Source organism: Caballeronia sp. LZ062, from assembly GCF_031450785.1.
Lineage (GTDB): Bacteria > Pseudomonadota > Gammaproteobacteria > Burkholderiales > Burkholderiaceae > Caballeronia.
In genome coordinates this window covers 475,809-501,781 of sequence record NZ_JARTWB010000001.1, presented here as the reverse complement: position 1 = coordinate 501,781, position 25,973 = coordinate 475,809, and the positions used below count along the sequence as shown (strand labels likewise).

At 64.9% G+C, this 25,973-nt stretch carries 17 protein-coding genes, 1 tRNA gene and 1 pseudogene; 8 read left to right on the top strand and 11 right to left on the bottom strand.

The annotated features are described in order from the left end of the window. The first annotated feature begins 151 nt into the window (after positions 1 to 151). Together P9239_RS02410 and P9239_RS02405 are read left to right on the top strand one after the other, a co-directional pair. Entirely contained in the window at positions 152 to 2,329 is a 2,178-nt protein-coding gene (locus P9239_RS02410) for a TonB-dependent siderophore receptor (RefSeq protein ID WP_309748906.1), read from the top strand. A gap of 113 nt (positions 2,330 to 2,442) precedes the next feature. Further along, positions 2,443 to 2,661 carry a hypothetical protein gene (locus P9239_RS02405; RefSeq protein WP_309748905.1) on the top strand — a complete coding sequence of 73 codons (219 nt, stop codon included), beginning with the start codon at positions 2,443 to 2,445 and terminating at the stop codon, positions 2,659 to 2,661. Positions 2,662 to 2,752: 91 nt separating this feature from the next. Here P9239_RS02405 and P9239_RS02400 read toward each other — a convergent pair. After that, a tRNA-Val gene (locus P9239_RS02400) sits at positions 2,753 to 2,829 on the bottom strand. A gap of 309 nt (positions 2,830 to 3,138) precedes the next feature. On the opposite strand from P9239_RS02400, the gene P9239_RS02395 reads away from it, so the two are divergent. Then, entirely contained in the window at positions 3,139 to 5,403 is a 2,265-nt protein-coding gene (locus tag P9239_RS02395) for an EAL domain-containing protein (RefSeq protein ID WP_309748904.1), read from the top strand. Position 5,404: 1 nt separating this feature from the next. Here the strand turns inward: P9239_RS02395 and P9239_RS02390 are convergent, their stop codons facing one another. Then, on the bottom strand, positions 5,405 to 6,169 hold the full coding sequence (locus P9239_RS02390) for a ParA family protein (RefSeq protein ID WP_309748903.1): 765 nt from the start codon (positions 6,167 to 6,169) through the stop codon (positions 5,405 to 5,407). 208 nt (positions 6,170 to 6,377) lie between these two features. On the opposite strand from P9239_RS02390, the gene P9239_RS02385 reads away from it, so the two are divergent. Both P9239_RS02385 and P9239_RS02380 read left to right on the top strand, forming a co-directional pair. Further along, positions 6,378 to 6,545, top strand: a complete 168-nt coding sequence (locus tag P9239_RS02385; RefSeq protein ID WP_309748902.1) for a hypothetical protein — start codon at positions 6,378 to 6,380, stop codon at positions 6,543 to 6,545. A 173-nt stretch (positions 6,546 to 6,718) separates the two neighbouring features. After that, positions 6,719 to 7,483: a hypothetical protein gene (locus P9239_RS02380; RefSeq protein ID WP_309748901.1), complete on the top strand. Its 765-nt coding sequence runs from the start codon at positions 6,719 to 6,721 to the stop codon at positions 7,481 to 7,483. A gap of 69 nt (positions 7,484 to 7,552) precedes the next feature. Here P9239_RS02380 and P9239_RS02375 read toward each other — a convergent pair whose 3' ends face one another. Then, on the bottom strand, positions 7,553 to 8,305 hold the full coding sequence (locus tag P9239_RS02375) for an SDR family oxidoreductase (RefSeq protein ID WP_309748900.1): 753 nt from the start codon (positions 8,303 to 8,305) through the stop codon (positions 7,553 to 7,555). 120 nt (positions 8,306 to 8,425) lie between these two features. Between P9239_RS02375 and P9239_RS02370 the strand changes: the two are divergent. Then, positions 8,426 to 9,340, top strand: a pseudogene (locus P9239_RS02370) (LysR family transcriptional regulator); the annotation flags it as partial. 37 nt (positions 9,341 to 9,377) lie between these two features. Here the strand turns inward: P9239_RS02370 and P9239_RS02365 are convergent. Beyond that, on the bottom strand, positions 9,378 to 11,000 hold the full coding sequence (locus P9239_RS02365; RefSeq protein ID WP_309748899.1) for an acyl-CoA synthetase: 1,623 nt from the start codon (positions 10,998 to 11,000) through the stop codon (positions 9,378 to 9,380). Positions 11,001 to 11,188: 188 nt separating this feature from the next. Here P9239_RS02365 and P9239_RS02360 point away from each other — a divergent pair, with 188 nt between their 5' ends. Together P9239_RS02360 and arsH are read left to right on the top strand one after the other, a co-directional pair. Continuing rightward, complete coding sequence (locus P9239_RS02360) at positions 11,189 to 11,710, top strand: ribonuclease (protein WP_309749597.1); 522 nt, start codon at positions 11,189 to 11,191, stop codon at positions 11,708 to 11,710. Between the two features lie 125 nt (positions 11,711 to 11,835). After that, positions 11,836 to 12,600 (top strand): arsenical resistance protein ArsH, encoded by a 765-nt coding sequence (arsH, locus tag P9239_RS02355; protein WP_309748898.1) that lies wholly within the window; start codon positions 11,836 to 11,838, stop codon positions 12,598 to 12,600. A gap of 59 nt (positions 12,601 to 12,659) precedes the next feature. Here arsH and P9239_RS02350 read toward each other — a convergent pair whose 3' ends face one another. From P9239_RS02350 to bcsD, 7 genes are all read right to left on the bottom strand, one after another. Further along, positions 12,660 to 17,765 (bottom strand): cellulose synthase subunit BcsC-related outer membrane protein, encoded by a 5,106-nt coding sequence (locus P9239_RS02350; RefSeq protein WP_404980157.1) that lies wholly within the window; start codon positions 17,763 to 17,765, stop codon positions 12,660 to 12,662. After that, positions 17,759 to 18,910 carry a cellulose synthase complex periplasmic endoglucanase BcsZ gene (gene bcsZ / locus P9239_RS02345; protein ID WP_309748897.1) on the bottom strand — a complete coding sequence of 384 codons (1,152 nt, stop codon included), beginning with the start codon at positions 18,908 to 18,910 and terminating at the stop codon, positions 17,759 to 17,761. The genes P9239_RS02350 and bcsZ overlap by 7 nt, the downstream gene beginning before the upstream one ends. A gap of 1 nt (position 18,911) precedes the next feature. Continuing rightward, positions 18,912 to 21,401, bottom strand: a complete 2,490-nt coding sequence (gene bcsB / locus P9239_RS02340) for a cellulose biosynthesis cyclic di-GMP-binding regulatory protein BcsB (RefSeq protein WP_309748896.1) — start codon at positions 21,399 to 21,401, stop codon at positions 18,912 to 18,914. Continuing rightward, positions 21,401 to 23,668 carry a UDP-forming cellulose synthase catalytic subunit gene (bcsA, locus tag P9239_RS02335; protein ID WP_309749595.1) on the bottom strand — a complete coding sequence of 756 codons (2,268 nt, stop codon included), beginning with the start codon at positions 23,666 to 23,668 and terminating at the stop codon, positions 21,401 to 21,403. The genes bcsB and bcsA overlap by 1 nt, the downstream gene beginning before the upstream one ends. Continuing rightward, a complete protein-coding gene (bcsQ, locus tag P9239_RS02330) occupies positions 23,614 to 24,402 on the bottom strand; it encodes a cellulose biosynthesis protein BcsQ (RefSeq protein ID WP_309748895.1) in 789 nt (262 codons plus the stop codon). Before bcsQ ends, bcsA begins: the two co-directional genes overlap by 55 nt. Further along, positions 24,399 to 25,067, bottom strand: coding sequence for a cellulose biosynthesis protein BcsP (bcsP, locus tag P9239_RS02325; protein WP_309748894.1), 669 nt, complete (start codon positions 25,065 to 25,067; stop codon positions 24,399 to 24,401). The genes bcsQ and bcsP overlap by 4 nt, the downstream gene beginning before the upstream one ends. Positions 25,068 to 25,166: 99 nt before the next feature. After that, the gene (bcsD, locus tag P9239_RS02320; RefSeq protein ID WP_309748893.1) at positions 25,167 to 25,622 is read right to left on the bottom strand and encodes a cellulose biosynthesis protein BcsD; all 456 of its coding nucleotides are present in this window, start codon (positions 25,620 to 25,622) and stop codon (positions 25,167 to 25,169) included. Positions 25,623 to 25,973 lie beyond the last annotated feature (351 nt).

Sequence of the window (25,973 nt, the reverse complement as noted above, 5' to 3'; positions counted from 1 at the left end):
TATTTACGATAGAATCCGCCGCTGACCGCTGGACCGTCGCGCAATGCGGCGGCCGCTGCCAACGAAGAACAAGCAAACACAACCACGCCGCCCGGATTCCGCAAGCGCCCCGGGACGGGAGACCGACCACCACCGACGCTCTTCTCGATTCATGCCCGTATCCCTTTCGCATTCCTCGCAGGCCGTGCCTGCCAAGGCGCTGCCGTTACGCACCGCCATCGTCGCGGCGATTGCAGCCGCATTCTCCATTGCCGCGCACGCGCAAGATTCCGCTGCGGACAGCACGCTGCCGGCCGTGAAGGTGCAGGCGGCGAAAGAGCCGCTGCCCGGCGACCTCGCGCCGACGTTCGGCGGCGGACAGGTCGCGCGCGGCGCGGACTTCGGCGTGCTCGGCCAGCAGCGCACCATCGACGTGCCGTTCAGCATGACGACCTACACGTCGAAGCTGATCGAAGATCAGCAGGCCCGCACCATCGGCGACGTGCTCGCGAACGATCCGGCCGTGCGCACCGCATACGGCTTCGGGAATTTCGCGGAGACGTACGTCATCCGCGGGTTCGAATTGCAGGGCGACGACGTTTCGCTCGACGGCCTCTACGGCATCACGCCGCGTCAGCTCGTCGCGACGGATGCGCTTGAACGAGTCGACGTGTTCAAGGGCGCGAATACGTTCCTGAACGGCGCGTCGCCGAATGGCTCGGCGGTCGGCGGCGGACTGAATTTGCAGCTCAAGCGCGCGGACGACAAGCCGCTCACGCGCGTCACGCTGGAAGGCACGGCGTCGGGCGAAATCGGCGCGCATGTGGACGTGGGCCGGCGTTTCGGCAGCGAAGGGCAGTTCGGCATCCGCGTGAATCAGGCGAATCGCGACGGCGAAACGAGCATCGACGGCGAACATCGGCGCGACAACACGACGGCCGTTTCGCTCGACTGGCGCGGCGACAAACTGCGTCTCTACGGCGATTTCCTCTACCAGCGCGAGCGCGTGAACGGCGCGCGGCCGACCGTGAACGTCAGCGGCGACTTCATTCCGGCGACGCCGTCGGCCAGCTACAACTACGCGCAGACGTGGACCTTCAGTTCCATCGAGGATACGGTCGGCATTTTGCGCGCCGAATACGATTTTCTGCCCGGCTGGACCGCGTATGTCACGGGCGGCATGCGCCACACGGATGAGCACGGCGACTATGCATCGCCGACCGTCGCCGCCACGGGCACGACTTCGTTCCGTCTGGGTGTGCCGCATCAGGAAGACGGCACGTCCGCCGAAGCCGGCGTGCGCGGCCACTTCAACACCGGGCCGGTGTCGCACTTCGTCACCGCGGGCGCGTCAATCGTTCGCGTGGATTCGCAGTCGGCGTACACCTTCAGCGACTCCTTCCCGACGAGCCTCTACGCCACGCCGCAGGTCCCGTATCCGGCGACGACGTTGTCCGGCGGCAACCTTGCCGATCCCCAGACGACCGCGCTCAATCTGATGCGCAGCGCGTCCGTGTCGGACACGCTCGGCTTCCTGCATGACCGCGTGCTGTTCACGGTCGGCGCGCGCTATCAGGAACTGCACACCAACACGTTCGATTACACCGGCACGCAGACGCGCGCCTACAACGATTCGATCACGACGCCGCTCTTCGGGCTCGTCGTGAAGCCGTGGGAGAACGTGGCGTTCTTCGCGAACCGGAGCGAGGCGCTCACTATCGGCGATTCCGCGCCGAATACCGCGCTCAATTTCGGCCAGCAATTGCCGCCGGAGAAGTCGAAGCAATACGAAGTCGGCGCGAAGTACGACAACGGCAAATACGGCGCGTCCGTGGCGCTGTTCCAGACCGAGAAGCCGCTGACGTACACGGACGCGGCGGGCTTTTTCGTCGATAACGGGCGCGAGCGGCATCGCGGCGTCGAGGCGTCCATTTATGGCGAGCCGCTTCGCGGTGTGCGGCTGATCGCGGGCGCGACGTACATCCACGGCACGCAGTTCGATACCGGCAGCGCGACGACGGACGGCAACATGCCCATCGGCGTGCCCACCTTCATGTTCAACGTCAACGCGGAATACGACGTGCCGCTTCTGAACGGCCTCACGCTGACCGCGCGCTGGATTCACACCGGCTCGCAGTATCTGAACGTGACGAACACGCTCGCGATTCCGCACTGGGACCGCTTCGACCTCGGCGCGCGGTACGCCACGGTGCTTTTCGGCAAGCCGACGACCTTCCGTGCGAGCGTGCTCAACGTGGCGAACAAGTCGTACTGGGCCTCGACCATCGGCGGCTATCTGACGCAAGGCGCGCCGCGCACCGTGCTCCTGTCCATGACGACGGACTTCTGATTCGCGCTCCGTTTCGCTTTCGACGCGATGCGTGACCGTCGGCATGCGACCTTCGACGGCCTGCCGACGGTATAGAATCAGAAATACCGCCTAGCGTTCAGCGCATGTCAATCATGGAACCCACTCAAAGCAAGGAAGTGCCTCGCAGGCGCCTGTCGAAGCGATCGCTCAACGTGCTGTCCGCGCTGGTCGGCATCGCCACGCTCGCGCTCGGCGTGGGCTGGCTGGTCTATAGCTGGACGGTGGATCTGGAAGTGCCGTACTTCGCCATTCCGCTCGTGCTCACGGTGCCGGTGATCGCCGCTGTGGCGTTTCGGAACATGTGGGACTAGTGGTTCGACTGGCGGAGGACGAATGGAATGAGAGGGACAAAAACAAAATCGCCGCGATAAACGCGGCGATTTTGCTTTGATGCAGAAGCGTTGGTAGGCTCGATTGGACTCGAACCAACGACCCCCACCATGTCAAGGTGGTGCTCTAACCAGCTGAGCTACGAGCCTGTGGAGCCGCGCATTATAGAGACCCTCGTCGCAATGCACAAGTCCGGCGTTTCGAAATCCTCGCGACTCCGCACGCCAGTGTGCTAAAGCATTTTCGCGAGGAGACGTAAACAAGAGGTAAGTGATCTCTATCGCGGCCTCGTCAGCCGCCCGTCTATCCGAATCCGCTTCGTGACGCCAATGCCTCATCAAACCGCCTCCAGCCCCACCGGCGCCGCACGAACGAGCCACAGTTCCGCCCTGAATCAAGGTTTCCTGTCTTTCTTCCTGAGCGTCTGCGCAAAGCGCGCGGATCTTTCATGGAGCGACTTGGGCGCGCCTTTGCTTGCGGCTGTGGGCGCATACACGCTCGTCCATCTCGCGCTGGCGTGGGTGTCGGCAACGGTCGCGATGTGCGTCGGCGCGGTGGCCGGCGTCGTCGTCTGTACGTTCGGCGTGCGCCGCACGCTTCGCGTGGTCGCGCATCAGAAGGCAACCGCGGCGCTCGCGAAGGCGCTGCTCGACGCGAATCGCGACTGTCTGAAGCTGCTCGACGCGGACGGCCGCCTGGTCCGTATCTCCGAGTACGGCGCCGAACTCATGCGGGCGGCGGGTCCCGAGCAACTCGCCGGCGCTGACTGGCTCGGCTTCTGGAGCGGCGCCGACGCGCTCGAAGCACGCAACGCGTTCGATGCCGCGCTGCAAGGATCGCGGACATCGTTCACGGGGACGTGCCCGACGACCGCGGGCGAGCCCAAGGTGTGGCATTCGCGGCTCATCCCGGTCGAAAAGAGCGGCGGAGGGATTTACGGCATCCTGTGCGCGTCGCTGGATATGACGAAGGAAGCCGAACTCGCGGCTGACCTGCGGGCGAAAGAAGCACTCATGTCCGAAATGGAAGAGCACATCGGGCTGTGCTTCTACTCTTACAGCGCGGATTTCAGCTACTTTCACCACATCAGCGCGGGCTGCGCGTCCGTCTTCGGCCTGGAGGCGGCGACGCTGCGCGAGCGGCCGCAAGCGTGGCTCGAGGTCGTGCTGCCCGAAGACCGGCCACTCATTCAGTCGGCCATGCGCCGGATCACCGAAACGTCGGTCGGCGACCGCCAGGAGTACCGCATCCGGACAAAGAGCGGCGCAATCCGCTGGGTGCAAAGCACCGCTTACCCAATACTGGACGCAGCCGGGAACGTGGCGCGAATCATCGGCGTTTCCGAGGACGTGACGGCGGAGCATGAGCGGCTCGTGGAACTGGACCGGCTCGCCTACACCGATTCGCTCACCGGGCTCGCAAACCGCGGTGCGCTCGTGCGCGGCATCGAGGAGCGTTGCCGGCAGGACGCGACGTTTGCTTTGATGTTCGTCGATCTCGACCGCTTCAAGGTGCTGAACGATACGCTCGGTCACACCGCGGCCGACCGGCTGCTCAAGTCGCTCAGCGAGGATATCCGGGCGTCGCTGCCTGCGGGCGCTTTCCTCGCGCGGCTAGGCGGCGACGAATTCGCCGTGCTCATCGACGACGCCGGCGACAAGGACCAGCTCGCCAGCATCGCGAAGAGCGTTCTCGGCGCATTGCGGCAGACCGGCGAGCAGACGCCGGCGGGTACGTTCGTGACTGCGTCCATCGGCATATCCGTTTTCCCGGAGAACGGCGCGGATCACGAAACGCTGCTGACGAGCGCGGACATCGCCATGTACGCCGCCAAGAAAGCCGGGCGCAACGCCTTTCGATTCGCGGATCAGGTGGCGACGGGGCGTATCGTCGATTTCAGGCTGGAGCGCGACGTGCCCGCCGCGCTCGCTGACAATCAGTTCGTTCTGCACTATCAGCCGATTCATCAGCCGCATTCGCTCGAAGTGTGTAGCGTCGAGGCGCTGATTCGCTGGCGGCATCCCGCGCATGGGCTCGTGCCGCCCGACGTGTTCATTCCGATTCTCGAAGAGAGCGGGTTCATCAACGAAGTCGGCGCATGGGTCATGGACGAGGCGTTGCGGCAGCTTGCGCACTGGCGGGCAAGCGGAGCGCACGCGCTCGGCGTGTCGGTCAACGTGTCGGCGCGGCAGTTGCGCGATGCGGCCATTGTGGAAGTCGTGAACACCGCGTTGCAGCGGCACGGGCTGCCGGCGTCCAGCCTTCAGCTGGAACTGACCGAAAGCGCATTGATGGAAAATCCCGAGCTCGCGCAACGCACGCTGCGTGCGCTGAAGGAACTCGGCGTGCGCATTGCCATCGACGATTTCGGAACCGGCTATTCGAGCCTGCGCTATCTCGCCGATTTTTCGCCGGACACGCTGAAGATCGACCGCTCCTTTATCGCGCGGCTCGAAAGCGACTTCGCGATTCACAAGATCGTGCGCGGCATCATTCATTTGTCGCATGTGCTGGGCGTGACCGCGACCGCGGAGGGCGTGGAATATCCGCCGCAACTGCGCATACTGCGCGATGCGCAATGCGATTACGTGCAGGGCTACTTGCTGAGCAAGCCGGTCGCGCCCGAGCAGCTTTTCGGAATCGCGGCCGAGCGAAGCAGCGCGGAAGGCGGTCGCGAAGCGCCCGCTGAGACACACGCTGCGCCGGTGGCGCACACGGACTGACTCAGCCGTTCAACTCGTCATGCAGCGCGACGTATTCCTGCGCGAGCTTGTGACGTGGCTCGAGGTAGATCATCGGCCGCGCGTGTTGATGGCTCTCGCGAATCTTCACGGACGAGGAGATATGCGAATCGAGCACGGGCAAATCCTCGGCGCGCAGTTCATCGACGAGTTTCTGCGGCAGGCTCGCGCGCGGCTGAAACTGGTTGATGACGATGCCTTCGATCATCAGTTCAGGATTGTGGTCGTGGCGAATTTCCTGCACGTTTTCCAGCACGGAATAGAGCGCGCGGCGGGAGAAGTCGTCGCAATCGAACGGAACGAGACAGCGTTCCACTGCAATCAGCGCCGAGCGCGTGAAGAAGTTGAGCGCGGGCGGCGTGTCGATGTAGACGGCATCGTAATCGGACAAACCCTTGAGCGCGTCGCGCAGCTTGTAGATCTTGTAGCGCGATTCCAGCTTGCTTTGCAGCGTGTCGAGGCTCGGATGCGACGGCACGATATCCAGACCCGCGAACGGCGTGGCATGAATGAACGAATCGAACGCCGGTTCGCGAAAGCTGTAACTCAATGCCGATTCGAAAAAGCTCGCGAGGTTGGGGTGCGCGTCGTGCGCGCCGGCGCCCAGCAAATACTGGCTCGCGTTGCCTTGCGGATCGAGATCGATGACGAGCGTGCGCAAGCCGCGCGAGGCGCTGATCGCAGCGAGATTGCAGACGATCGTGGACTTGCCTACGCCACCTTTTTGATTGAAGACGACACGTCGCATCGACTGGCTTCCCCTGAATGTGAACGGGCGTTCGTGAAGGACAGCAGCTAAAGCGCCACGCGTGATAGTAGCGCATCGCGGTTTATGAAACGCCGCGGTTGCGCGCGACATAGGCATTCGCGAGCAGCATGACAAAGCCGCATTACAAACGCGTTCGCAGCCGAGTAGACTAGATTTTGCGGTGTCTCTGCCGCAGAAGGAGGTCGCGATGAAGTTAGTCGATATGTTCAGGCGCGCAAGGCGAGGCGTCACGCCCGGTCATGCCGGTGACGCGGAGCCTCATCACGAGGATCACTCGGGCGCCGCGCAGAAGCAGGCCAGAAAGCTGTGGGACACGGTCGGCCGAATGCGCCACAAGAACGCGAAATGGCATTAGCCATGCGTGCGCCGGCGTCGCCCGTTTGCCTATGCGATGCCGGCGTTTTCCTGCTCGCCTATGCCATATCGCGCTGCTCGCACTAAGCGTAACGAGCGGCCAGGCCGAACCAAGCGAGTCAAGAGGCCGCTGCACGCTGAGAGTCATACCAGCAACCTCAACGGAGAGATTGCATGGCGGCACTCGTCGATCATCCCGCGATACTCTTCGTCGTGCTGCTGGCCGCATTCATCGTCGCCACGGCATTCGGTGTATTCGTTCTCCGGCGCGTGGCGTCCATGCGCGAAGACGACCGGGAAGATTTCAACGTCGTGCAGGGAGCGACCCTGACGCTACTCGCCTTGTTGATCGGCTTCAGCATTTCCATGGCGGTCAACCGCTACGATCAGCGCAAGACGCTCGAAGAAGCCGAGGCGAACGCAATCGGCACCGAATACGTTCGAGCCGATCTCGCCGATGCGCATATCGGCGACATGATGAAAGCCGCGTTGGTCCGATATGCGCGCTTGCGCCTCGCCGAATTCCAGACGCGTGATGGTGACGCGCGCAAACGCCTCGATGCCGAGACAGCGGGGGTGCAAGCCGAACTGTGGCAATTGGCAAAACAGGTCGCGAAGGCGCAGCCCACGCCTATCGGGTCGCTCGTGGTGGCGGGTATGAACGACGTGCTGAATTCGCAGGACTATTCGGAAGCAGCGCGAATCAATCGAATCCCGCTCGGCTCGTGGATTTTGATGATGCTGATCGCGCTTCTCGGATGCGCCGTTCAGGGATATGGCGCGAAGGGCGGGCGCCGTACCGTGCTGCTCATGACCATTCTTCCCGTGACGATTGCCTTGTCGCTCGCGCTCATTGCCGACATCGATAGTCCTCGTGGCGGCATGATACGGGTCCAACCGCAGAACCTGACCCGGCTTCTGCACGCGCTAGAGAAGTGACGTGCAGTGACGTGCAAGAAGGCCGCGCGACGGCGGCATTTGCGCCGCCGCGCGATCAGCCGTTCAGGCTCACACTTGCGCCTGTCCGCCATCGACGAACAGTTCGGCTCCATTCACGAAGCTCGCATCGTCCGAAGCGAGAAAGAGCGCAGCAGCGGCGATTTCGTTCGGATCGCCGACGCGGCCCATCGGGATACGCGAGGCCAGATAGTCCAGCAAGCCTTGCTGTTGCGTGGCATCGGGGCCAGCGAGTTCGACGAGGCCGGGAGTCTTCGTCGCGCCGGGGCTGATGGTGTTCACACGAATGCCGCGATCTTTCAGATCGAGAATCCAGCTGCGAGCGAAGTTGCGGATCGCGGCCTTGGAGGCCGAATACACGCTGAATGCCGCCGTGCCTTCGACAGTCGTCGTCGATCCCGCCAGAATCACCGATGCGCCTTTCGACAGCAAGGGCAGTGCTTTCTGCACGGTAAAGAGCGTGCCCTTCACATTGCGGTCGAACGTGTCGTGATAGTGCGCTTCGGTGATCTCGCCGAGCGGCACCATCGAGCCGCCGCCCGCATTGGCGAACAACACGTCGAGCCGGCCCTTTTCGCCGCGAATCTGCTCGTACAGCGCGTCGAGTTGATCGAGCTTCGATGAATCGACGCGAACGCCCGTTGCGTTGTCGATGGCAGCGACGGCTGCGTCCAGTTCGGCCTGACGGCGGCCGGTGATATACACATGTGCGCCTTCTGCGGCGAAGCGTTTCGCGGTAGCCAGGCCGATGCCGCTGGTTGCGCCGGTAACGAGAGCGATCTTGCCTTCGAGCTTGCGTGCCATGGTGTTTCTCCTTGCGTGCGTTCTGTTGAAATGTCGAGTCGTGAAGCGGTGTGAGAAGAGTATCGACGCACGCGTCATTTCGAAATAGACTCGCCTGCAAACCATCATTGCAGAAATGACATGACGAAACTCCCGGATTTCGAGGGGCTGGCGATGTTCGCCAAGGTCGCTGAGGAAGGGTCGTTCGCTGCGGCGGCGCGGGCAATGGGCGTTTCCGTCGCCACTGTTTCGCGCGGCGTCGCGAGGCTGGAGGAGCGGCTCGGCGCGCGGCTCTTCAATCGAACATCGCGCCAGCTTGCGCTGACCGAGTTCGGCGGCACGATAGCGGAGAAGGCGGGGGATATCTATCGGCAGGCGGAAGAAGCCGAGAACGCGGCGAAAGAGATGTCGGTGCAGCCGCGCGGACTGGTTCGTCTGGCCGTGCCCATGTCTTTCGGCTTGCGATGGGTCGCGCCGCTGCTGCCGAAGTTCCTGCGCGCTTATCCCGAGGTGTCGGTGGACCTGCACTTGTCGGATGCGACGGTCGATATCGTTGCGCAAGGGTTCGATGCGGCGCTCAGAATCGCCGCGTTGCCCGACTCGTCGCTCGTGGCGAAGCGGCTTTGCGCGGTATCGCAACTGGTCGTCGCTTCACCGGATTATCTGCAGCGATACGGCCGGCCGACGCATCCGCGCGATCTGGTCGGTCGGCCGTGTTTCTCCTATGCGTACCGCGCGGCCACGGATGTCTGGCGATTTGTGAACGATGCAGGCGAGGAAGAACCCATCACGCCGGTCGGCCCGCTACGCGTTACGAATTCCGATGCGCTACTTCCGGCGCTGCTCGATGGAATTGCCATCGCGGAATTGCCGGAGTTCATTGCCGGTGAATATCTGGCAGACGGACGGCTCGAAGCGATCCTGACCGACTGGCACTTGACGCGTGGCGGACTCTATTTCGTGACGCCCTCGGCGCGAGCGCGCCCGGCGCGGGTGAGGGCACTTGCCGACTTCTTCGCCGAGCATCTCTCGGAACCTCTTTGGCTCGCGCCGCGCAATCAACGTCCTCTGAAAGAGGCGTCTCGCAGGCGCTCTAGCGCGTCCTCAACTCGCGCCTGATGAGCTTTCCGGTCGATGTCATCGGCAACGACTCCCGGTATTCGATGACGCGCGGATATTCGTGTGCCGCCAGGCGTGTGCGTACATGGTCCTGCAGTTCGCGGGTCAAGGCTTCGCCGGGAGAGTAGCCATCGGCCAGGACGACACACGCCTTCACTATCTCGGTGCGCTCGGCATCGGGCACGCCGACGACGGCCACGAGCCGGACGGCGGGATGCCCGAGCAGGCAGTCTTCGATCGGGCCCGGGCCGATGCGATAACCCGCGCTCGTGATGACGTCGTCGTTGCGGCCCACATAGTGGATGAAGCCGTCGCTGTCCATGCGTCCGAGATCGCCTGTCAGCAGATAGTCGCCCGCGAACTTCTCTGCGGTCGCCGAAGGATTGTTCCAGTAGCCCAGGAACATGACCGGGTCCGGCGCCTTGATGGCGATGTTGCCGATGTCATCGACCGCCTGCACGATGCCGTGATCGTTCACCACGCGAACATCGTGTCCGGGCGCAGCGCGTCCGATCGCGCCGGGACGAGCCGGGAACCAGTTCCCGCATGACGACACCACCATGTTGCATTCGGTCTGACCGTAGAACTCGTTGATGGTGATGCCCAACGCTTCCTTGCCCCACGTCAGCAGCTCCGTTCCCAACGACTCTCCGCCGCTCGCGACTGAGCGCAGCCGCAAGTTCCATTGCTCGCGCGGCGCCTTTTCGCTACGCAGCATCTTCAACGCGGTGGGCGGCAGAAACACGTGCGTCACGCCGTGGCGGCTCATCAGATCGAAGGCTGCTCGCGCATTGAACTTGTCGAAGCGGTGCGAGACGACAGTGGCACCGTGATGCAGCGCAGGCAACAGGACGTCGAGCAGACCGCCGATCCAAGCCCAGTCCGCCGGCGTCCAGAAAATGTCATCTCGGCTGATGGTGCCGCCGTGCGACATCTCGACACCGGGAAGATGGCCCAGCAAAACCCGCTGCGCATGTAGCGCGCCCTTCGGCTTGCCCGTGGTGCCGGACGTGTAGATGATGACGGCGGGGTCATCCGCCGTAGTCGCAACCGGCTCCAACGTGTCGTCTTGTGCGGCGAGCGCTGTGTCGAAGTTTTCGACTGCGCCACTGCCGTCAGGCTGGTCGCCCGTCACGAAGACGGTGCGCAATGCCGGCAACCGGTCTCGTATGCCGGCAATCTTCCGTGCGCCTGCTGCATCCGTCACTAGCACACTGGCCCCGCTGTCCCGCAGACGAAATTCGAGCGCTTCCTCGCCGAAGAGCGCGAAGAGCGGCACCGAGATCGCGCCGAGCTTGAAGGCGGCGATGTGCGCGATCGCTGTCTGCGGCGATTGCGCAATGAGAATGGCGACGCGGCTGCCCTTCACGATGCCGTGCGCGCGAAAGCAATGAGCGGCGCGATTGCTTTGGCTTTGCAATTCGCCGAAGCTCATCCGTTCGACGCGGCCGTCCCGATGCTCATGGATCAACGCGGTGTCGCCGGGACGCGAGGCCGCCCACTTGTCGCACACGTCCACGCCGATGTTGTACTGATGCGGAATGTCCCAGCGAAAACTTGCGACAGCAGCTTCATAATCGTTCTCTTTCGACAGCATGGTCACGTCCTTGGATGTGCTTGTTGCTGAGTTCGTGGTTTCGGACATTGTTGCGATGCAGCGAGCGGCGTCGCTCGCGCATGTGCTTGTCGTCCTTCGATTCTGCCAGCGTATCGAGTGCCTTTCCTGCGCGATGTGGAGTCTCACGAACCGGACATGCCCGATTGCTCCACCGCGACACTAACGATATGCTGCAATGGTTCGCGGTCGTCGAGTGCAAGTCAACCGGAGACATCGGCTTGGTCAAGCGTGCATGGATTTTCCCTTGCGTCATCGCCTTGAGTGCGACGCTTTGCGGATGCGGGAAGAACGGTTCGCAGAACGCGAGTCAGGAACCGGGCGCAGCGGCAAGTCAGGCGGCTGCCCAGGCCAGCGCCGCGAGCGGCGTCACGGCCGCCTCGGGTGCGCAAGAGCGAGGCGCAGTGCCTGCGGTCGCCCGGGCGCAGTTGCCGGGAGAAGTCGCGGACACACTTCGTCTGATCAAAGCGGGCGGCCCATTCCCATATAAAGACGACGGCGTGCTCTTTCGCAACAGCGCCGGTCTGCTGCCGCAGCAACCCCGCGGCTACTACCATGCTTACACCGTTCGAACGCCGGGCGCGACGGATCGCGGGCAACGCCGCATCGTGTGCGGCGGCCCGCGCAGGCAAACGGGCGAATGCTATTACACCGACGATTATTACGCGAGTTTCAAGCGGATTTCGGAGTGATTAGGCTACCCCGATGCACCGTACTCGGATGGCGGAAAACTTCGTATCACTATGTATTTGGATTCGGCGTCCATCGAGAAAGAGGGCGAATGGATCATCGATTCTGACGCCCGGAGCATTCGCTAATGCCTTCAGATCTGCGTAACGTCACGCTCTCACTGCTCGATACGCCGGACCTCGACAAGCTCGAGCCGCGCGCCGTCTCGACTCACGCGCCGCGAATCTTGCTGCTCTATGGCTCGCTGCGGCCGACGTCGTACAGCCGGCTGCTGACGCTGGAGGCCGAGCGCATTCTGCGGCACTTCGGCGCTGAGACGAGAGTCTTCGATCCACATGACTTGCCGATTGCCGACAGCGTTCCGGCGGACCACCCGAAAGTCGTCGAGCTTCGCAGACTATCCGAATGGTCGGAAGGACAAGTCTGGTGCAGTCCCGAGCGCCACGGCACGTTGACCGCCGTCTTCAAGAATCAGATTGACTGGCTGCCGCTGGAATTCGGTGGAATCCGCCCGACGCAGGGGCGCACGCTTGCGGTGATGCAAGTCTGCGGAGGATCGCAGTCGTTCAATGCGGTCAACGCGCTGCGCGTGCTGGGCCGCTGGATGCGCATGGTGACGATTCCGAACCAGTCGTCTGTGGCGAAGGCGTATCAGGAGTTCGATGCCGACGGGCGCATGAAACCGTCGGCGTACTATGACCGGGTGGTCGACGTCATGGAAGAGCTCTACAAGTTCACGCTGCTCGTGCGAGACCGCTCCGATTACCTGACCGATCGCTATAGCGAGCGCAAAGAGAAAGCGCCGGCAGTAGCCGCGACGCTCGCCGACGCCGCGATGAACCATGAGCACGACGCGAAGACCGCGGACAGCGACGACGGGGAAGTTGAATAGCGCATACGGGGGCGTGCAGACGACGCTGGAGCACGGAGCGCGCCGCACGCGCCCCCGCCTCAATTCGACAACGACAGATACGGCGAACTGAACGCCTGCGGCGGAAACGCCGGCTGCACGCCGCCCTGACGCGTGAAGCTATAACGCACGTACACCGCGGCAAGCCATTCGCGGAACTGATACGCGTTGCCGAACGATGCCGTCGCGCCGAACGCAAGCTGCGGTGCAAGCTGATATTCGCCCGTCGCGTTGAGCGAATACGAAACGCCCGTCTTGCTCGACCCGGGATAGACCGCGCCCACGTCCGGATTGAGCGGCGAACTCGCGGCGGCCGACTGACGCGTGCTGTCGGTGGGGAAGTAGTTCGACGCATCCTGTCGATAATGCTGCACGCCGATCGAACCTTTCACGTCGTAGCTGAACATCCCCGTGCGGCCCATGTATTCGACCGGAAAGTTCAGGATCACGTACTGCTGCGGGCTGAAGTAACCGCCCTGGCCGTAGGTGAAGTACGAAAGATTCTTGTCGTAGTGCATGAGCGTCGTGTTCGCGCCGACGGTGAGCGTCTGGTCCGCCTCCTTCAGAAGACGCGTATAGATGCCGCCGCCGCCTTTCACCGCGCTGTTCGTCGCGACATGTTTGCCGTCGAGGTACTGGTAGGCCGCGTTCACGTAGACGCCGCTCGTGCTGTCGTCCCAGCTGAGCGCGGCGCGCGCGCCGCTCGATGTCACGCCGCCCCATTCGAGGCCCGCGCCGTCATCGCGCGCGCCGGCGTAGGACAAGAGACTGTCGGTGACGGCGCGTCGCGCGACGGCGAGCGAGTACGACACTTTGTCCGTGATGGCGTTCTGATACTGCAGCCCGCCGACGATGTTCGTTTCGCGAAAGCCGAGCGGCGTGGTGCCGACATCGGCCTGGATGTTGCGGTTTTCGTAGCCGACGGAGAGCCCCACGCCCGTCGCCGTCTGCGAGCCGAAGTCGTTCGTCAGATTGACGATGTTCGTCGTCGTGCTCTGGTTATTGCTCGTGCCCGCGCCGAAACGCGCGAGCGTGTTGTTCGTGCCGTTCGCCGTGCCGGCATCCAGCGTGACAGGCGTCGCGCGCACGACGATATGTCCGTTGCCCGCCTTGATGCGGCCTTCGATCGGCGCTTCGATATCCGTCAGGTTCGACAGTCCGTTCTCGCCATCGCGATTGCGAAATATGACGCCACCGGTGATCGTGCTGGCCTGCTCGCGGTTGATCGCCGCCAGTTCCTCCGCGACGCCGATGGTTTGCGGATTGGCGACCGGCGCGGGCAAACCGGAGTTGCTCATCGATGCGGCCGCCGTCGCGCGCTGTGCGCTTTGCGGCTGGGCGGGATAGTAGGGCTGTGCGTATCCGGCGGGCGGCTGCGGAATATACGGCTGCTGGGCGTATTGCGGCACATACGGCTGCTGCGCATACGGCTGCTGCGCATACGGCTGATAAGCCTGTTGCGGATACGGCTGCTGATATGGCTGTCCGTATGCCTGCGCGTGAGACTGCTGCGCATACGCATACGGATCGGCGGCACGCGCCGTGTTCGCTGTGCTCTTGCGCGTCGCCGTGCGTTTGCCGGCCGGCACGTTGGCGGCTGGTTGCGGCGCGTACGCATTGGCTTGCGCATCGCGCGCGGCGGGCGACATCGGCCACGGCGAACTGTCGTAGCCGTCCGGCGCTGGCGGGTAGCTGGCAGCTTGCGGCGCATACGGTTGATACGCCGGCGCGGGCTGATAAGTCTGCGCGCGATATCCGCTGGCGTCCTGTCCAGGATACGGCTGAAGCGGCGCGCCGGATTGCGCAGCGCCATAGGTGTCCGGGCCGTAGCCATTAGCAGGTGCCGGTGGCGTCCGATAAGCACCCGATTGCGCCGCGCCGTAGGTGTCCGGGGCGTACCCGTAAGCAGGTGCCGGTGCCGCTCGATAAGCACCCGATTGCGCGCTGCCGTATGTCTCCGGGCCGTAGCCATTAGCAGGTGCCGGGGGCATTCGATGAGCACCCGATTGCGCGCTGCCATAGGTGTCCGGGCCGTACCCGTAAGCCGGTGCCGGCGCCGCTCGATAAGCACCGGTTTGCGCGCTGCCGTAGCTGTCGGGACCATAGCCGTCCGCATCAGCAGATGGCGGCCGTGCGATATAAGCATCCGGCTGCGTCGCCCCATACGTATCGGAAGCATGCTTGTCGGCATTAGCCGGTGCGGCCGGCGCGTGGTAAGCCCGCGCTTGCGCCGATGCATAAGCTTCGCCGCCATATGCGCCGGAGGCGCGCCGTCCGCCCGCTTGCCCGGTGCTATCCGATACACCGCCGTAACCGCCGCTCGACGCCGAGCGCGCGGCGCCGGACGGTGCGCCCGGTGCGACCAACGGAGAAGAATAAGGCGCGACAGAAGGCGCCACATACGGCGCCACATACGGCACCGAACTAGGCTGACTGGGTGGCGGGTAGGACGGCACGGCTTGCGGATAACTCTCTGTGTTGACGGGCCGGTACGCGCCCGCGTTGTTCGCACTCGACGGGGCGAGCGGCGACGGCGTGGCCGTATCGACGGCGGTCTTGCCCTCGAACGGATTCGTGCCCGGCAGCGGCATGGAACCGATGCGGCTCATCGCGGCCTGCCAGTCGCGGGGCACGCGGTTGCCCTGAGCGGACGCATTCGCCATCGCCGGCATATTGGCAGCGACGAGCGAACGTTGCAGAAACTGCGCGGCGAGATCGAGCTTGCCCTCTGCGCGATACATCCGCCCGATGGCCGCGAGCACGCCGGGGTCGTTCGGCGCGGCCGCATACGCCTGATTCGCAAGCGATTCCGCCAGCTTGAAATCGCGCACGCCGCTTGCCGCCGACATCGCGGAAGTCTGCAACGCGACATCGTCCGGACGACGCGCGAGCGCCGCTCGATAGCACGACAACGCACTGCGGTCGTCGCCCGCCGAGGTGTACATGCGACCGAGCGCCGCTTGCAGGTCAGGGTTGTCGGGCGTCGCGGCGAGCCACGGCGAAATCACGTCGTAGGCGGCGGCGAGGTCGCCTTGCTTGCGCACCGCATCCGCCTGCGCAACCACGATTCCCACGTTCAGGTTGTCGAAGTCGCGGCGCTGCTGCGTGGTGAGCTGCGTGGCCGAAAGACGCCGCATGACGGAGCCGAGTTCGGCATCCTGATGCGTCGCCGACAGAATGCCCGCGTATTGCAGTTGCAGGCCGACATCGCCCGGCGCATTGGCCACCGCGCCGCGAATCAGCGAGAGCGCCCGCGACGGATCGCCCGCCTGCACATAAGCGGACGCCACCGCGCCCATCAGTTCCGCATTGCCCGCCGCGACCGGTTCGGCGCGTCGCAGAATCGCGAACGCGTGCTGGTTTTGGCCGGCAGCGGCGGCGCGCGTCGCGAGGTCCGCCTGCTGATGCACCCACAAGCGATGCTGCAACGCCGTCATCGCGGATGTGCGCTGCGCCTGGGCAACACGATCGAGTTGCGCGAGACCGGCGGACCAGTCCTGCGTCTCGGCGGAAAGCAGCGCGCTCGCGTAAAGCGCGTCGGTCATGTCGGGATGCGCGGCGAGCAGGCCATCCATCATGCTGCGCGCATTGCCGACGGCGCCCTGACGCACGTAGATGCGCGCGAGGTCGAGCCGCAGCCACGGATCGTCGGGCAGGTTGAGCAGCGCGTCTTCGAAGAGACTGCGCGCCGCGCCGAGATCGCCGCGCGCTTCGGCCGCGCGCGCCTGTGCGGCCTGCGCCTGGCCGCGCAGCGTGTTGATGCCGCCCGCCTTGGCCTGCTGCTCCGTGTTCAGCCGATTGGCGAATTCGAGCGCCTCGTCGCCGCGGCCTTGCGCGGCCAGCGCGCCGACGAGCCCGCGAATCGCATCGGGGTTATCCGCCTGACGCCGCAGCGCCATGCGATACGCGGCCTCCGCGCCGCGCGGATCGCCGTTCGCGAGCAGCATTTCGCCGAGCAGCACTTGCGCGGTGACATCGGACGGATTGATCGCGATGGCGCGCTCGAAGAGCGCCTTGGCCTGCGCGATCTGTCCGTTGCTGCGCGCGCCGATGGCATCGCTCGTATAGGTCCAGTACGTCGCGCTTGTGAGCGCGTCTTTCCAGCGCGCCGGATTGCCGGCCCGCGACGCGCGTTCGAGATACGTGCGCGCCTCCGCAAAGCGCTCTTGCTTGAGCGCCGCGACGCCCATGCCGCCGAGCGCGTCGGCATCGTTCGGATTGCTTGCGAGCACCGACGAGAACCGCGCGCGCGCCGTCGCGAGATCGCCGCGATCCAGCGCGGTGAAGCCTTCCGCGACGGTGCGCCCGCGCGCATCGACGGCGGCGTCGGCCTGCGAGCGTTCGCGCGCGGCCCTGTCCTGCTGCACCATCGAATCGAAACGCGCTTTCACGGCGGCATCGTCCGGTGACACTTGCAGGTATGCCTGATAAAGCGGCGCATCGGACGCCCGCGCGCCGAGCCACAACAGCGCCTGCCGCCAGCTCTTCTTCGCGTCCGCGCCGACCGTGCTGTCGCCCGAGAGCTTCGCGAGCCGCGCGATGCCGTCGCGCCGCGTGCTGTCGCGATACGTCAGATGCTGCGCGTAGGCAAGCGCATAGCGCGGATCGTCGGCATTCCGGCGCGCGAGTTGTTCGAGACCGCGACGTGCTTCGTCCCAGCCCTGCGGCGTGGCGGCAAGCGCCTGGTAGTACTCGAGTTGCAGTGCGGGCGTCGCGGGCTTGCCGTCAATTGCACGCTTGTATTCGTTCACCGCCGACGCGCTTTGTCCGCTTTGCGCGAGACGCCGCGCGTCGTTCACGGTCTGATCGCGCGAGCTGGTTTCGCCGAGACGCCGGCCGAGTTCGTCGATATTCGGATAGTTCGGCGCAACCTGACGCAACTGCGCGAGATATTGCTGCGCGCCGCTGCCGTCCTTGCGATCCGCGAGCACCATGCCCATGCCGAAGAGTGCATCCGGCTGCTTCGGATTGACGCGCAGCACCTTCTGCCACGCCTGCTCCGCGAGGTCGCCGCGCCGGTGCGCCTGCCAGTACTTGCCCTGATCGATGAGCACCGTGAGCGGATCGGCGGCGGCCTGCGCGAACGCCATCGCCGGAACAGCGCACAGGAGCGCCGCGATCACGCGCTTGCGAGTCCGGATCAGCATGCGCTTCTCCAGTTCGGCACGAGCCGGCCGTTTTCATCGAAGCGATATCGCCCGTCGATGAAACCGCCGCCGAAGAGGCCGAGCACGCGGTCGTAGTAGACCGGCTCGCGTCCCGCGCCCGGCGGCGCGGCCAGTGCTTCCAGATGCGCGCGCGCGAGGCCGACGCCGCGTTCGTCGTTCAGCGCCTTGAAGTACGGCGCGAGCGCGCCCCAGTACGAGAGCGGGCCTTCCCCGCTCGCCGCGCCGCTCATGGTCGAGACCTTCTCCGGCGGGAACCCCGTCTGCGCGACGCTCGCGCGCATGCCGCCGAGCGCGTCGAGCCAGGCACGCGCGAGCGGATCGCTTGCAGAGGCCATGCCGGCCCACAGGTAGACGCGAATCGCGTCGTAGCTGCCGGTATCGCCGTTCTTCGGATCGACGACGAACTGGCCGTTCCCGCTTGCCTGATACGCCGCCCAATCCGGCGCATAGCCGCGCGGCGACGTGATCCGGATCATCTTCGCGGCGTTCTGCGCGAGCTTCGTCCACGGGCCGTCGGGCATCTCGCGCGCCAGGCCGCGCAAGACCGGCAGCGGCAGATAGCTCGGATTCAGGCGCGTGACCTGGCCGCTGCGAAAGCCTTGCGGCCCGGGCAGCAGCATCGGACCGATGCCCGGCAGATCGGCGACTTCCTGCTTCACGATCTGTGTCGCGAGCGCATAGGCGAGCTTCGTGTACGCCGGCTCTTTCCAGAGACGCCCGGCCTCGAAGAGGTCGTAGGCGATCCACACGTCCGAGTCCGAAGCGGAGTTCGCATCCATCACGCCGAACGAGCCGTCTTGCCGCTTGCCCCATAGCCACGCGGGCAGGCGCAGGCTCGCCGCATCGAACTGATTGGCCGACAGATTCGTGCGCGTCCAGTTGAGCACGCGATCGAACGTTGCGCGGTCGTTCGCGACAAGCGCGAAGAACATCGCGTAGGACTGGCCTTCGGACGTGGTTTGCTGCGTGTCGGTCGAGCGGTCGATCACGCGGCCGTCGGCCTGCACTACGCGCTCGACGAAGAGGCGATACGCGGGCCAGTCGCACTGCTGCGCGGCGTGCGCGCCGGTGGCCGCAGCCGCGACGACCACGCCGCCGAAAAGTTGGGCTGTCGATAGCCGCATGTCAATCCCTCAGACGCCGCGCGGCGATGGAGCGCAGCGCGCGATAGAACAGGGCAGCAATGATGAGCGAGGCGAGCACGCCGCCGAACACCAGCAGAAGCGGGTGCGACGACAGCGCCCAGCGCATGTACTGCAGCGGCGAGAGATGGCCGACGTAATACGCTTCGCCGTTCGACGTGACCGTCACGGTGCGGCCGTGAATCACGGCCATCGCGCCTTGGATGGAGGGCAGCAGATCGTTGTCGAGCAGAGCGGCGGACAGATCGGCGTCCGACTGGCCCGCCGCGCTGATGAGCGCCACCGCGCTGCGCCCGCTCTTGAGCGGCGATTCGAAGCCCGTGAGGAGCGCATCGCCGTTCGCGCTGACGAGCGAAAGGTCCGCGCGCGCGGGCGAGCGTTCCGGGCCTTGCTCGCCATGCCACCAGTCGACGAGCTTGAACGCGACATCCGATAGCTGGAAGGTGCGCGCGTCGCCGTCGCCGGAGAAGGGCATCTGCTTCGCCCAGCGTTGCAGCAGAGGCTGACGGCCCGGCGAGCCGAGAATCAGCAGATCCTTGTCGGCGAAACGGTCCACATCGTTCGCGCTCGTCACCGTCACGCCCGTCACCGGATAGCCCGTCGATGCGCCCATGCGGCCCATTTCCAGCAGATACAGGCTGTAGTCGGCCGAATTCGGCTCGCTCGGCAGCACGACCGCCGTCTGCGACAAGTCCGCCATGCGCGTGAACGGAAAGCCGCCGTTCGCGAACGCGGCCAGATCGGGCAGCGCCATGTAGTGCGGAAAGCCGGAGAGGTCGATGGTCGAATTTGGATCGACCGCGCCGACGACGTTATCCAGCACGCGCCCCTGGCATTCGCCGGTCTTCGGAATGTCGTAGTAGAAATGCAGGCGCAATTGCGCGCGCGGCGTGATCAACAGCGGCGGCAGGTAGATCTCGCGGCGCGCGGCGACGGTCTTGTCGGGCAACACGCGGCTGAAATACGTGCCGAGATCGAATGTCGAAGTGGACACGGCCGGAATGCGCAGCGACTGCACGAAGCCGTTGTTCACGCTGATATTGAGCGACGAACGGTCGGGCGCGGGCCGCACCGTGTAGCGATAACGAAGATCGACGGGCACGCCCTTCGTCTGCCACATGAAAAGATCGGGCGGCACGCGCAAGTTCACGCGCACGGCGTCGGCGTCGTAGCCGTGCGCGGTCAGGTCCTGCGCTTCCGCCAGCTCGCCGAAGCGCACCGGGCGGTCGGCCGGCAGCCAGTTCGGGGCATCGTAAGGGCGGCGCGGTTGCAGGTCGTTGAACTGCGTGATGGTCGCGCTCGTGCCGGACAGCGCGTTGCGGCCGACGCCCAGCGCCTTCGCGGCGGTCTTCAGTTCGTTGTCGTCGCGGCCGAGCACGAGCAACAGGCGCCCGCGCGCGTTCATGTCGCGTTCGACGAGCGCGATCGTCGGACCGGAAACCGGCGGAATATCGACGCCCGCGACTTTCCCATCGCCGACAGCGAACACGACGGCATTGCCCGACAGCGGCACGTTGTCGGTCTGCGCCGGGAAGATGGCGCCGCGATAACCCGCGAGCGAGCCGAAGTACGACGCGACCATGCCCGCCGATTCCAGCGCGGCGAGGCTCGGCTTGCCCGCGAACACGAACGGCAATTCGAGGCGGCGCACGTCGCGGCGGTCGAAAAAGGGCAGCGGCAGCGCGGCGAGATCGGGCTTGCTGGCAATCGCCGCATACGTGAGATCGAGCGAACTCGCGTTGCTGACCGTTGCCCACAGCGTCGAGTTCGACGGGTCTTCGCACTGCTGCGTGTAGTGCCCGATCAACTGCACGTTGAGGTGATTGAACTCGGTGATGAAGCGCGGATCGATCGCCACGTCGCGCGCGACGAGCGTGCCCGCCTGATCGCGCGGCACGGGCAGCGTCGCGGCCACTTCGCCGTTGATGAGCACCTTCAGTTGCGAGATCGAGGGCAACAGCGACGGCGAATAGCTATAGATGAGATGCAGCACCGCGCCGGTCACGACTTCGTCGCCGCGCACCGAGAATGCGATGCCGTTCTGACCGTCGGTGCCGCGCAGTTGCAGCGGATCGAGCGCGCCGTAATCGGCGAAGGTCAGCGTCTGGCGGCGGCCGCCCGGGACCAGCGTGCCGGGATCGGCGGTCGTCGGAATGCGCGAGGTGAGGGGCTTGTCGGGCTTGCCGGAGAACGCGGGAACCGGCATGGCGAGCGCCGGCTGCTGAATCGTGGCCGGGTTGTACACCACGGCCGGACTCGGCGCGGGCACGGTGCCCACGCCGGTGGCCTGCTGCGTGGCACCCGCCGGCGCCGTGCTTTGCGCGGCCGCCGCGAGGGACGCGAACGGCGCTGCGAACGCGGTCTGCAAGGCCACGAAGACGGCCAGTGCACGCGCGAGCGGCCTTTCGCAAAAACGCGGCGCGCGCTCGCCCGCTCGTTCTTCAACGCGCAACTTCGACATACCCATGCCCATTATTGGTCTTTGGTTTTCAGCTTCTTCACATCGACCGGGCGCTTGTTCATCCAGGTACGAAGGTCGCTGTACAAATGCTCGAACAATCCCGCGATGCCGCGCGTGCCCACCAGCAGCACGTGCGAGAGGCCGCGCAGCGGCGTATCGGGGCGGCGTCCCTCGGACCAGCCGGTCCAGGCGTCTGCGCGCGCGAATGTGGTCTTCACGAAGTCGTATTCCTGCTCGCGCGTGAGTTCCGAGAAACGCAGTCCGACGCGGCCCGGTTCGGTATAGCCGACGGTCGCGGGAAACGCGTATTCCTCGTCGCCGCGAAAGAGCGAGACGGTCACGCGCTCGTCTATCGGCACTTCGATCTTCGCCGGCAGCGCGACGCCCACGCCGCCTTCCGAATAATCGATGGTCTCGCACGCGAGCGTGCGCCCGGTCGAGAACTTGAGCATGACGGGCATTTTCATCGACACGCGATGCGTCGCGCGGACCTGCCTGCGCTCGCTCGCCGCCGCCACGGACGCGCCGAGAATCAGCATGTTGTAGATGGTCCAGCAGAGGTTGAGCAGCGTCGTGTTCACTTCGCTGCGCACGTGCCAGTACAGCGCGATATGCACGATTCCCGCGGCGAACCCGAGCAAATTCAGCAGCAGCAGGAACAGGTACGGCCGCGAGATGGTCCAGTCGAAGTAGTCCTTTGTGATCTGGCCGCCCTTGGCCGTCACGTTGAACTTGCCGAGCTTCGGGTTGATGACGGCGAGCAGCGTCGGCGCGGTGATGTACGACGCCAGCACTGACTCGTACACTTCGGCCCAGAACGAGTGGCGGAAGGTGCGCTGCATGCGCGAATTGGTGATGCTCGCGTGCATCATGTGCGGCAGCGCGAAAATGGCGATGCTGCTCGCCGCCGCTTCGATCACATGCGCGCCGAAGAAGAGATACGACAGCGGCGCGGTGAGAAATACGAGACGCGGCACGCCGTAGAAGAAGTGCAGCATGCCGTTGAGATAACACAGCCGCTGGCCGATCTTGAGCCCGCGCCCGGTGAGCGGATTGTCGATACGGAAAATCTGCGTCATGCCGCGCGCCCAGCGGATGCGCTGCCCGATATGGCTCGACAGGCTTTCGGTGGCGAGGCCCGCCGCCTGCGGAATCGCGAGATACGCGGTCGTATAGCCCAGCCGATGCAGCTTCAGCGCCGTATGCGCGTCTTCCGTGACGGTTTCGACCGCGATGCCGCCGATCTCTTCGACCATCGAGCGGCGCAGCACGGCGCACGAGCCGCAGAAGAAGGTCGCGTTCCAGAGATCGTTGCCGTCCTGCACGAGGCCGTAGAACAGCTCGCCTTCGTTCGGCACCTTGCGGAACGTGCCGAGATTGCGCTCGAACGGATCGGGCGAGAAGAAATGGTGCGGCGTCTGCAGCATCGACAGCAGCTTGTCGCGCAGGAACCAGCCGAGGCAGATCTGCAGAAAGGAGCGCGTCGGAATGTGATCGCAGTCGAAGATCGCGATGAACTCGCCCTTCGTGATCTTCATCGCCTCGTTGATGTTGCCGGCCTTGGCGTGCCGGTTATGCGTGCGGATCGTCCAGTTGACGCCCACTTCCTCGCAGAACGTCTTGAACTCGGGGCGGCGGCCGTCGTCGAGCACGTGGATCGTGAGCTTGTCCGTCGGATAGTCGAGCGCGAGCGCCGCGTAGATCGTCGGCTTCACGACCGAAAGCGGCTCGTTGTAGGTCGGGATCAGGACATCGACGGTCGGCCAGTCGCTGCGGTCGGCGGGCAGCGGCAGCGGCTTGCGCTTGAGCGGCCACGCCGTCTGGAAGTAGCCGAGCAAGAGCACGAGCGCCGCATAGACTTCGGCCGCGACGAGCAAGAGACCCCACGCGGCGTCGAGCGGCCGTTCCCAGTACGTCGTCTCGGTCAGACGCCAGAACATGTAGCGGCCCGACGCGACGATCGACAACATGATCATGACGAGCGTCGCGTACTGGCCCTGCAGACGCCGAAAGCCGAGCGCGCAGACGAAGCAGATCGTCGCGAACGCAAGCTGCTGGCCGAATGCGAGCGGCACCGTGACGACGAAGTACAGCGCGAACGCGGCGAACATCGTGAGCAGAGCGACGACGGCGCGGTTGCCCCAGATGCCGGCGTCGACCAAACGTTCGAGGCGCGAGGTCGCCATGCTGACCTCGGTTTCCTGCGACGGAATCTTCGCGGAACTCATGCGAGCTTCCTCGACGAAGCGGCCATCGCGTCGATGATGGACAGGAGCCAGTCGCCGCAGGCGCGCAGATCGGCGGCGGCTTGCGAGAGCGAATCGTAGTGAATGAGCGTCGTGTCGCACGCGAGCGATTCGGAGACGCCTTCGTCCTGATGGATGACGCCGGGGAATAGCTTCGTGCCGAGCATGTTGCGCAACACCTTCAGCACGTCCTTGCTCAACTGGCGCGACAGGTCGACCTGATTCACCACGTAGCCCTGACCCGCGAAGTCCGGACGCGGCGCAGCGTAGGCATCGACCATGCGCTCCATGCCGGGGATCGCGGCGTAGGACGCGGCGTCCGCCAGCACCACGTTGAGCGCGAAGTTCGCGGCCGTGAGCGCGGTGCGCGTGTAGACCGACGAGCCGGGCGGCGTATCGACGATCACGATGTCGTTCGCATCCAGCGCGAGCGCTTCGAGCGAACGCGCGAGCCACGACGGATCACTGTCGACGAGCGCCTCGAAGCGGCGGCGGTCGTCCTCGGTCACGGCGCCGTAGGGCAGCACCGTGACGCCGTCGACGCCGTCGAACATCACGGTCTGCCACGGGTCGCGGCTGAGCGTCGCGCGCGAGATTCCGTCGATGCTGTCGAGCGGGATGCCGAAGTGCAGGCGCAGCGCGTTCTGCGGATCGAGATCGAGCACGATCACGCGACGGTTGCGCGCGGCCAGCACCGAGGCGAGATTGGCGGCGAGCGTCGTCTTGCCGACGCCGCCTTTCGCGGAAACTACCGTGATGACTCTCATAAGCGTGGGAGGCGGCCGGCGCGCGAGGCGTGGCCCGCGCCTGCCTGCGTGTTCGTGAGTTCGGTGGCCGGGCGGCCGGCTCGGCGCAGGCGTTCGAACATCGCATCGAGGGAATCCGCCGGTGCGTTCGTCGCGGGCTCGATTTGCGGTTTGAAGAGCTTGCCCAGGATGGACTGCGGCTGCGGCTGGTGTTCCGGCGCGGGCACGGCCGGCGGCACTTGCCTTTCGAGTGCATTCGCTTCGAACGAGAATCCGCGGATCGCCGCAGGTCCGTTCGTGACCGATGCCGCCGAATCCGGAGTCATTCCTGTCGCGGGCGACACCGATTCATCCGTTGCCGAGAAGCGCGATGCGCCGAGCGATTCCGCGGCGGGCGCATTGACGGGCGGAATGTTGCGGCGATGTCCGCGCATGAAGAGCTGCCGCTTGCCGCGCTGAATGGCCGTCGCTGCGGGCTGCGTGCTGGCCGGTTCGCTGGAACTCGTCGGGGCGGCCCGGCGCGGCGCGATTTCGGGAATTGCCGGCTGCGCGAAGTCGAGCGTCGCGAGCAGCGGCCAGCGGGTGCGAGCCGACTTGGCCTCGTTTTCCCGGCCGATCTCCTGGTAATCGCCTGCATTGCCGCCGAAATGATCGAACAGCTTCTCGATGTCGCGCGAAGTACTCATGGTGCCGCTTCCTCGTCGTGCTTATTGATGCTTGGCCGGTACTGCTCGTTTTTGATCCGCCGCGTCGTGGCGGCAGTCATCGGTACTCAGATGTCTGAATCAAAGCGCGGCGCGCGCGAGCCTGAACTCGATGGCCGCGTCGTCGCCGAATTCGCTTGCCTGCCGGACCGCGAGCCCTTGCGCGCCGAGTCCGGCGAGCCACCGCTGATAAGCGCCTTCGAGAAACGCGGGCGTCCACGCGAGGGCGCTCTCCCCAAAGGCTTGCAGCGGCGCGCAGTAATGCACGATGCTCAAATGGTCGCGCTCGTCGGAGAGTTCGACGAAGCCCCAGTCGGTGTCGCGCCACAGCGCGTTGAGCGCGTCCGCGAGCGCCGGCGTCGTGTCGCACGGCGGCAGCGGATTTGCGTCGGCAAAGCGGCTGCCTACGCGCTCCATCAACTCACGCAGTTGGTCGTGCCCGATCTGCGCTTCGAACTCGCTCGCGAGCGCGGCAAGCACGCCGCGCCATTGCCTGGAGATCTGACGGTCCAGCAGGTATTCGAAAATAGCGGCCATGTTCTTGTTAGGCAGGCGTGAGACGCGTAATGACTCGATCTCGTTTTCGTCCTCGCGAGCGATTTCTTTAGCGTGCGAGCACTGATTCTGACGATTGTCCAGGCGCTACGACCCGCCTGAAGTTACTTCAATGTCGTTTTTTTCGCCAGTAGAAAGACTGGCCGGACATTTTGTCGGCTTGACAAAGGCGACGTTGCAGATGACTTGTATCTGCATTGGGCTATCGAGGCTAGACGTAAGATGAACAGGCCCCTTGGTTTGATCCGAAAACCACGCACCGCCCCGCGCGGCGGCGGCAGTGTACCATCTCGTTAATGTGCGCAACTCACGCTTACCGGGTGTTATTTCACC

What these genes read in the sequence shown, in the direction of transcription:
- P9239_RS02410 (WP_309748906.1), top strand. Translation starts at nt 152, where the DNA reads ATGCCCGTATCCCTTTCGCATTCCTCGCAGGCCGTGCCTGCCAAGGCG.
- P9239_RS02405 (WP_309748905.1), top strand. Translation starts at nt 2,443, where the DNA reads ATGGAACCCACTCAAAGCAAGGAAGTGCCTCGCAGGCGCCTGTCGAAG.
- P9239_RS02390 (WP_309748903.1), bottom strand. Translation starts at nt 6,169, where the DNA reads ATGCGACGTGTCGTCTTCAATCAAAAAGGTGGCGTAGGCAAGTCCACG.
- P9239_RS02385 (WP_309748902.1), top strand. Translation starts at nt 6,378, where the DNA reads ATGAAGTTAGTCGATATGTTCAGGCGCGCAAGGCGAGGCGTCACGCCC.
- P9239_RS02380 (WP_309748901.1), top strand. Translation starts at nt 6,719, where the DNA reads ATGGCGGCACTCGTCGATCATCCCGCGATACTCTTCGTCGTGCTGCTG.
- P9239_RS02375 (WP_309748900.1), bottom strand. Translation starts at nt 8,305, where the DNA reads ATGGCACGCAAGCTCGAAGGCAAGATCGCTCTCGTTACCGGCGCAACC.
- P9239_RS02365 (WP_309748899.1), bottom strand. Translation starts at nt 11,000, where the DNA reads ATGCTGTCGAAAGAGAACGATTATGAAGCTGCTGTCGCAAGTTTTCGC.
- P9239_RS02360 (WP_309749597.1), top strand. Translation starts at nt 11,189, where the DNA reads ATGCTGCAATGGTTCGCGGTCGTCGAGTGCAAGTCAACCGGAGACATC.
- arsH (WP_309748898.1), top strand. Translation starts at nt 11,836, where the DNA reads ATGCCTTCAGATCTGCGTAACGTCACGCTCTCACTGCTCGATACGCCG.
- P9239_RS02350 (WP_404980157.1), bottom strand. Translation starts at nt 17,765, where the DNA reads ATGCTGATCCGGACTCGCAAGCGCGTGATCGCGGCGCTCCTGTGCGCT.
- bcsZ (WP_309748897.1), bottom strand. Translation starts at nt 18,910, where the DNA reads ATGCGGCTATCGACAGCCCAACTTTTCGGCGGCGTGGTCGTCGCGGCT.
- bcsB (WP_309748896.1), bottom strand. Translation starts at nt 21,401, where the DNA reads ATGGGCATGGGTATGTCGAAGTTGCGCGTTGAAGAACGAGCGGGCGAG.
- bcsQ (WP_309748895.1), bottom strand. Translation starts at nt 24,402, where the DNA reads ATGAGAGTCATCACGGTAGTTTCCGCGAAAGGCGGCGTCGGCAAGACG.
- bcsP (WP_309748894.1), bottom strand. Translation starts at nt 25,067, where the DNA reads ATGAGTACTTCGCGCGACATCGAGAAGCTGTTCGATCATTTCGGCGGC.
- bcsD (WP_309748893.1), bottom strand. Translation starts at nt 25,622, where the DNA reads ATGGCCGCTATTTTCGAATACCTGCTGGACCGTCAGATCTCCAGGCAA.